6 protein-coding genes and 1 pseudogene are annotated in these 7,904 nt (G+C 69.6%); 1 reads left to right on the plus strand and 6 read right to left on the minus strand.

What is annotated here, in order from left to right; genetic code table 11:
* The 6 genes and pseudogenes from QR77_RS47935 to QR77_RS34230 all read right to left on the minus strand — a co-directional run.
* A pseudogene (locus QR77_RS47935) lies at positions 1-374 on the minus strand (hypothetical protein); the annotation flags it as partial.
* Positions 371-1,897 (minus strand): glycoside hydrolase family 3 N-terminal domain-containing protein, encoded by a 1,527-nt coding sequence (locus QR77_RS34210; RefSeq protein ID WP_040025908.1) that lies wholly within the window; start codon positions 1,895-1,897, stop codon positions 371-373. The gene QR77_RS34210 and the pseudogene QR77_RS47935, both read right to left, overlap by 4 nt.
* 53 nt (positions 1,898-1,950) lie before the next feature.
* The gene (locus QR77_RS34215; protein ID WP_078877488.1) at positions 1,951-2,790 is read right to left on the minus strand and encodes a carbohydrate ABC transporter permease; all 840 of its coding nucleotides are present in this window, start codon (positions 2,788-2,790) and stop codon (positions 1,951-1,953) included.
* A complete protein-coding gene (locus QR77_RS34220) occupies positions 2,787-3,755 on the minus strand; it encodes a sugar ABC transporter permease (RefSeq protein ID WP_040025909.1) in 969 nt (322 codons plus the stop codon). The genes QR77_RS34215 and QR77_RS34220 overlap by 4 nt, the downstream gene beginning before the upstream one ends.
* Before the next feature lie 16 nt (positions 3,756-3,771).
* The gene (locus QR77_RS34225) at positions 3,772-5,076 is read right to left on the minus strand and encodes an extracellular solute-binding protein (protein WP_040025910.1); all 1,305 of its coding nucleotides are present in this window, start codon (positions 5,074-5,076) and stop codon (positions 3,772-3,774) included.
* 20 nt (positions 5,077-5,096) lie between these two features.
* The gene (locus tag QR77_RS34230) at positions 5,097-6,341 is read right to left on the minus strand and encodes an ROK family protein (protein ID WP_040025911.1); all 1,245 of its coding nucleotides are present in this window, start codon (positions 6,339-6,341) and stop codon (positions 5,097-5,099) included.
* Positions 6,342-6,555: 214 nt separating this feature from the next.
* Here QR77_RS34230 and QR77_RS34235 point away from each other — a divergent pair, with 214 nt between their 5' ends.
* Positions 6,556-7,749, plus strand: a complete 1,194-nt coding sequence (locus tag QR77_RS34235; protein WP_040025912.1) for a cytochrome P450 — start codon at positions 6,556-6,558, stop codon at positions 7,747-7,749.
* The last annotated feature ends 155 nt before the right edge of the window (positions 7,750-7,904 follow it).

Here is a 7,904-nt window from a genome sequence, read left to right on the forward strand (position 1 = left end):
CCGTCGCCGATGACGGCGGCGACGGCCCGGGCCGCGTCCTCCATCGCGGGCGGCGCGACGGTGGCGACGGACGCCAGCAAAGTGGTGGTCCCCCGGGCGAGATGACCGAGGGCGGCGGCCCGTACGTCGTCGGGGTCGCCGGTGTAGAGCGAGTGCCCGGCGCCGCCGTGGCAGTGCGGGTCGACGAACCCCGGCACCAGCCGGCGCCCCCGGAGGTCGGTGACCGTGGTGGCCACGCCGGGGGCGGCGGGCGGCGGCGCCCCGGGGCCCAGCGCGGTGATCCGCCCGTCCCCGACCGCCAGCCAGCCGCCGTCGAGATCCCCGTCAGGGGTGCTGAGCAGGGCGTTCACCAGGAGCTGGGCGGCGCCTTTCATGCCTGGGCCAGCAGCGTCCGGACCGCCGCCCGCGCGCACACCCGCGAGGCGCCGAACGTCCTGACCCAGCCACGGAACCCACTGAAGTCCTCGCCCGGCACCCCCATGTCCACCACCACGGCGTCGGGGCACCTGCGCAGCAGGTCCTCGATCACCGGGCGCTGCCAGGGGAAGCGGTGTGAGCTGCGGGTGAGCAGCACCACGTTCGCCTCCGGGCCGAACTCGTCGCGGAACAGGCCGATTTCGGCCCGTATCATCCCGGCCGCGTTGTACGTGTCGCCCGCGACGGCCAGCGCCTCCACCTCCACCCCGGCGGCCCGCAGCGGCTCCTCCACGCCCCAGGAGGCACCGCCCTGGGCGGGGGAGTGGGTCGGGTCCAGGCGGACGACGAGAGTGCGCTCACCGTGCAGAACCGGGTCGCCGTGCACCTCGGTGACGTCCTCGGCGAGCCGTACGCCCACGGTGTCGTCCCGCTCCACACCGGTGGCCTTCGGCCGGGTGCCGAGCCGGGCGATCCGCTCGTTCGCCTCGCGCAGCCGCGCCTCGGGCAGTGTGCCGTCCTCGACGGCGGCGACCAGTGCGGCCGCCGCGGCGTCCACGTCGTCGCCGAACGCCCAGGCGCCGAGGCACAGCGCGTCGGCCCCCGCTGCGATCGCGCGGACGGCCGCCTCGGGCAGGCTCGCGACATCGCTGATGCCGCGCATCTCCAGCGCGTCGGTGATGACCACACCGTCGTAGCCCAACTCGCCCCGCAGCAGGCCGGTGAGTACCGCCGGGCTGATGGTCGCCGGCACCTCGTCGAGCTGGGTGAGCCGCACGTGCGAGACCATGATGCTGTCGACCCCGGCGGCGATCGCGGCCCGGAACGGGTCGAGATAGTGGTCGACCAGCTCCTCGCGTGACAACTCCACGACAGGAGTGCCCAGATGGGCGTCGGTCGAGCTGAGTCCATGGCCGGGGAAGTGCTTGGCACAGGCGCTGACCCCCGCCGCCTGCAAGCCCTCGACCCACGCGGCGGCGTGCTTGGCGACCAGCGCGCGGTCCGGGCCGAAGCAGCGGATGCCGTTCGGGCTCAGCGGGTTGACCGCCGTGTCGACGGCGGGCGCCAGGTCCCAGTCCACGCCGGCCTCGACCAGCGAGAGCCCGATCTGGTACGCGGCCTCCCGGGTCAGCTCGGGACGGTCGAGCCGGCCGAGCGCGTGGTTGCCGGGCACCGACGTACCGCCGAACGCCTCAAGGCGGTTGACGTCGCCGCCCTCCTCGTCGATCGAGAGCAGGACATGCTCGCGCAGCCCGTGCAGGTCCCGGGTCAGCTCCCGTACCTGCTCGGCCGAAGCGATGTCCTTGCCGAACAGGACGAAGCCGCCCAGGCCCGAAGTGACGGCGCGGCGCGCCCACTTGGGCACCGTACGGCGCCCCAGCGCGGGGAAGAGCACGCCGTGGGCCAGCCGTGACAGCTCGGTGGAGGAGCCGGCGGGGGAGCCGGTGGAGGGGGCGGTTGTCGTGTGGTCGTCATACGCCATGGCGTTGTTGTTCCTTTTCCTTGTTCCTGGGTGGCGCTGATGCGGCGGCGCGGCTATTCCTTGACGGCGCCGCTGGTCATACCGCCGACGAGGCGGCGCTGCACCAGCAGGAAGAAGATCAGTACGGGGATGGAGAAGATCGTCGAGGCGGCGATCATCGCGCCGTAGTCGACGCCCTCGGAGGTCTGGAAGGAGACCAGCCAGACGGGCAGGGTGTAGTTGCTCTGCGACTTCATGATCACGTAGGCGAAGAGGTAGTCGTCCCACGCGTTGACGAAGGCGAAGACGGACGTGGCGACGATGCCGGGCATCAGCAGGGGCAGCAGCACCCGGGTGTATGTCTGGAACCGGTTGCAGCCGTCGACCAGCGCGGCTTCCTCCAGCTCGACCGGCACGCCCTCGACGAATCCGCGCAGCGTCCAGATCGTGAACGGCAGCACGAACGTCATATAGGTGAGGATCAGGCCCGGCACGAAGTCGAGACCATTGATGGACCGCAGCATCAGATAGACCGGGATGACCATCGCCGCGCCCGGAATCATCTGCACCAGGACCAGCACGGCGAGCAGGGCGCCCCGGCCCGCGAACCGGAAGCGCGCGATCGCGATGGCCGCGCCCAGCGAGATCAGCAGGGACAGCACCACCGTGGAGAGCGTCACCACAAGGGAGTTGCGTACGAACACCCAGAAGTCCGGCCTCGCCAGGGCCCGCGAGAAGTTCTCCACACTCAGCGGCCAGGGGAAGAACTGCGGTACGGAGCTGAGGATCCGCCCGGGCTGTTTGAACGCGGTCGCGAGCATCCAGTAGACGGGAAACACCATCACCGCCGACACCAGCAGCGCGATGACGTTGTTGACGGTACGGCGGCGCACCGCCGGGGACATCGTGCTCATCGCTTCTCCCCCTGGGCCGAGAGCTTGCGTACGTAGGCGATGGAGAAGACCGCCAGGATCAGCACCGTCACGACCGCGATGGACGCGCCGCTGCCGTAGTCGTTGCGGCTGAAGGCGGTGATGTAGGCGTACACACCGAGGGTGGTGGTCTGTCCGTCGGGTCCGCCCTGCGTCAGCACCCAGATCGGGGTGAACGAGTTGACGGACCAGATCACTTCGAGAATGGTCAGGATCGCCAGCACCGGGCGCATCAGGGGAATGGTGATGTGCCGGAAGGTCTGGAAGGTGTTCGCGCCGTCGAGCCGCGCCGCCTCGTACAGCGACTCCGATATCTGGCCGCGCGCCGCGAACATGGTCAGTGCCACGAAGGGCAGTCCCTTCCACACCGTGAGCAGGATGATCAGGCCGAGCGCCTGGGTGGGGTGCGAGAACCAGTCGTACGCGGTGAGGTCGCCGAACACACGCAGCTTGGTGAGCAGCCAGTTGGCCACCCCGTACTGCGGCTGGTACATCCACTGCCACACCAGTGTGGCCGCCACCATCGGCATGGCCCACACCAGCACCAGGCAGACGGTGGTGACCACCCGTACCCAGGCGGAGACGCCCATCAGCAGATGGGAGAGCAGAAACCCGAGCACCATCAGGAACGCGACGCACAGCACGGTGAAGACCACTGTGCGCAGCAGGACACCGCGGAAGTCGGCGTCCGAGAAGATCTTGGTGAAGTTGTCGAGACCGACGAAGTCGGCCTGGCCGGTGAACAGCGAGCGGGGTCCGAAGTCCTGGGTGGACAGGACCAGCAGCCGGACCAGGGGATAGCCCTGGATCAGCAGCAGCGCGACCACTGCCGGGGCGATCAGCGCGAAGGGCAGCATGCGGGCTTTTCCGGCGCCGCGGCGCCTGCCCGGCAGCCGTGGATGCCCGGTCACCGCGCGCGCCGGGCGCGGCTTGTCAGTGATTGCCATCGAGGCCCCAGAGGTACTAGTCGCTCAGCGAGTTGAAGGCGTCGGTCGCGTGTTTGTCGTACGCGTCGGACGCTTCGGGGATGGCGGCGCCGCCCGCGATCTTCGAGAAGAACTGCTCGTTGTACCGCTCGGTCTCCAGCGTCGCCTCACCCGGGCTGTTGGGCAGCGCCTGGCTGTTCCGGCTCGCCTGGGAGGCGACCGTGAGCTGGGCGGGGATCCCGGTGGTCGGGGTGAAGTCCGGTGAGATCGGCAGGAGGTTGAGCTTCTGCGCCATCTTCTGCTGGAAGCTCTTGCCGGAGACGATGCGCAGCCAGTCCTTGGCCGCCGCCTTGTCCGGGCTGCCGGCGGCTATGCCGACCGTCGATCCGGCGACGATCACCGGCAGTGTCTTGTCGGGGGTGTAGCCGGGCATCGCGAAGAACCCGATCTGGTCCTTGAGCGCCGGGTTCTTCTCCAGGACGGTGGCCGGCTCCCAGGCCTTGACGTACGCCATCGCCGCCTTGCCGTCGGCGAACAACTGGTCCTGGTCGGGGCTGTCGGTGTTGACGCCGACCGAGGACTTGGTGGAGCAGCCGTTCTGGAACGTCTTCCAGGCAGCGAGACCCGCCGCGTTCTGTGAAGAGTCCATCTTCGCCTGCCACTTGCCGTCGGCGCCGCCCTGCTGGTCGGCGACGTTCCCGCCCTTGCCGAAGAGGAAGGGCATGCCGGCGAACCAGTACTGGCCCGGCATGTAGAAGCCGGAGAAGTTGGCCGTCTTGGAGTTGGCCTTGGCCAGCGCACCGCAGTCCTGCTGCAACTGGTCAATGGTCTTGGGCAGTTGGGTGATACCCGCGTCGGCGAACAGCTTCTTGTTGTACATGACGACCTTGGTGCCGCCGTAGAGCGGTACGGCGTACAGCTTGCCGGCGTTCTCCGACGGGCCGGCCAGACCGGGCAGCCAGCCCGCCGAGTCCTCAAACGACTTCTTGTCCGCCGTGAGATCGGCGAGACCGCCGGAGAACGTCTGGAGCGGGGTCTGCGTGTTGCCCATCTCGACGATGTCGGGCGGGTTGTTGGTGGCCAGGGCGGTGGTCAGCTTGGTGGCGACCCCGTCCCACTGCTGGATCTCCACCTGCACCTTCGTACCGGGGTGCTTCTTCTCGAACTCGGCGTTGACGTCCTTGATCAGCGGGCTGTCGCCGGGGCCGCCGGTCATCATCCACACCGTCAGCTTGTGGTCGGATGCCGCCTGTGACCCGCTGCCGCCGCCACCGCAGGCGGCCAGCGCGAGTGCGAGGACCGGGAGCGCGGCGACCGTACACCGGGACCGTGATCGGTTCATTGTTGTCACCCTTCGATTGGTCAGTCGTTCTGCGCGTTCATGCCTTCGTGGCGGTCCGTTGTGTCGCCTGTTGTGCCGTCCGTGCGGCAGGTGTCGAGCCCGGCGGTGATCAGCTCCCGGTCAACGGCGATCGACGCGACGTCCTGGGCGCTGACGCCCAGGGACGCGTAGAGCCGGTTGAGGGAGGCGCCCATCGAGCCGAGCAGTCCGGCCGAGTCGCCCAGATCGGACTTCCTGACCAGACTCCGGACCCCCACCACCGCTTCGACCTGATCACTGACGCGGTGCAGCCAGGCCGGGTCGAACGACTCGGAGAAGCCGCCGGTCAGGACGACCGTCCTCGGCTCGTAGGCCAGGGCGACGATCGACACCAGATGGGTCAGCGCCATGTCCACCTCGGCGAGGAGCGCCCCGTACCTGTCGGGGTCGGCGAACAGCGCCTGCGCCGTCGGTACGCCGACGCCCTGGCTGTGCGCGTACGCCACCAGGTCGGCGCCGGAGAGCAGATCGCGCAGCCGCAGGTCGCGCCCGGGCAGCGGCAGCCGTCCGAACTCGCCGAGCAGCCCGGACTCACCGAGGAGCACCCGGCCGTCGAGCGAGACGGCGGAGCCGAGGCCGGTGCCCATGGCGAGCAGTACGGCGGTCTTCCGGTCGGGGAGCGAGCCGTACTGGAGTTCGCCCAGCAGGGCGAGGTTGGAGTCGTTGCCGATGACGGTCTCCACACCGAGCAGCCGGGAGACCTCGTCGATGAAGGCCGTGCCCTTGATCTGGCCGAGGTTGTGGGAGGCGACGACCGTACGTCCGTCGCCGGTGACCACGCCGGGGAGGCCGATGGTGACCGTACGGAGCGGTGTGCCGCCGCCGTGCCCGGCGACCAGTTCGGTGACCCGGCCCGCGACCCAGGCGGCCAGTTCGGCCGACGAGGCGTCGCGAGGCGTCGCGTCGCGGCTCCTGATCACGGGGCGGCCGAGCGCGTCTGACACCACGATCCGGCAGTTGGTGCCGCCGAGGTCGATGCCGCAGACCAGCGCGGACCGGTCGTTGAAGCCCACGGAGGTGGACTGCCTGCCGGGGCCTTCCCGGAGCATCCTGCGGCCTTCGAGGACGAGGTCGTCCTCCATCAGGTCGTCGACGATCCGGAACACCGTCGCCCGGCTGAGACCGGTGTCGGCGATGAGCTGTTGGCGGTCCATCTCGGCGCCGGACAGCAGGGCCGCCAGGACGGCGCTGCGGTTGGACGCGCGAGGGAGCGAGGTAGTTGCCACAATTCCTCTCACCGTGAGATTAATTCCTGCGAGGGTCACTTTAGCCACGGTTCACCGATCAAAACCAGACGCGTGCGTTACTTTCCGGTTAAGCACCCCGAGGGCGGTGTGGCGGAGGAGGGCACGCGAGAGGGCACGTCACACGGGTGCGCCGACCGTCGAGGTCCGGACACCGGGCGCACCGGCCCGTACGACAGAGACGTACGCTGGCCGGATGGCGGTCATCGAATTGGGAGACTACGGGCCGGACTTCAAGGCCGACCCTTATCCGTACTACGCGAAGCTCCGTGAGGCGGGACCCGCCCACGAGGTACGCACCCCGGACGGCAGGCAGTTCTGGCTGGTCGTCGGCTACGACGAAGGCCGTGCGGCGCTGAACGACCCACGGCTGTCGAAGTCTCCGCGCACCGTCAACGCCCAGGTGCCCAACGAAGCGATCATGGGCCCGCACGTGCTGAGCCTCGACCCGCCCGACCACACCCGGCTGCGGAAGCTGATCGCCGGTGAGTTCACAGCGCGCCGCGTGGCGAACCTGCGGCCGCGCATCCAGCAGATCACCGACGAACTGATCGACACGATGCTGCCGGCCGGGCGCGCGGACCTGCTCGACGCGCTCGCCTTCCCGCTCCCCATCATCGTCATCTGCGAACTCCTCGGCGTACCGCAGGCGGACCGCGAGGTCTTCCGCGAGTGGACCAACGAGATCGTCGCGCCCACCACCCCGACGGCCGCCCGCGACTACACCATCGAGCTCGGCGGCTACCTCGACGAACTCATCAAGGACAAGAGCGCCGCCGAGCCCGCCGACGACCTGCTGTCGGCGCTGCTGCGCGCCCGGGACGAGAGCGGCGACCGGCTGTCGGCGGACGAACTGCGCGCCATGGCCTACATCCTGCTCATCGCCGGCCATGAGACGACCGTCAACCTGATCTCGAACGGCATACGGACGCTACTGGGCCACCCCGAGCAACTGGCCGCGCTCCGCGGCGACTTCACCCAGGTCGACGGAGCGATCGAGGAAATGCTCCGCTTCGAGGGGCCGGTGGAGACGAGCACCCCGCGCTTCACCAAGGAGCCCTACCCGGTCGGTGACGTGGTGATCCCGGCGCGCCGGATGGTGCTGGTGGCCCTGGCGGGCGCCGACCGTGACCCCCAACGCTTCGCCGATCCCGACGTGTTCGACATCCACCGCACTGCGAAGGGCGGCGGCCAGGGCCATCTCGCCTTCGGCTACGGCATCCACTTCTGCATCGGCGCCCCGCTCGCGCGCCTGGAGGGCCAGATCGCCGTCCGCACCCTCCTGGAGCGGTGCCCGGACCTGGCGCTGGACCCGGTGGCGGGGAGCGGCTACGACTGGCTTCCGGGCATGCTGATTCGCGGCGTGCGCGAGTTGCCGGTGACGTGGTAGCGGCCGGGTCTTGGTTGCGGCCGGTGGGTCTGGTGCCGGGCGCGGTGTGCCTCGCGGCGGGCGGCCGTTGGCGGGGTCGGTTCGTGGTGCGGGTTGCGGTGGTGGTGCCGGGCGCCGGGGCCTCCGGAGGCACATGTCCGGACGTGTGATTTACG

The organism is Streptomyces sp. 150FB (assembly GCF_000818195.1).
In the GTDB taxonomy this organism is placed as follows: Bacteria; Actinomycetota; Actinomycetes; order Streptomycetales; family Streptomycetaceae; genus Streptomyces.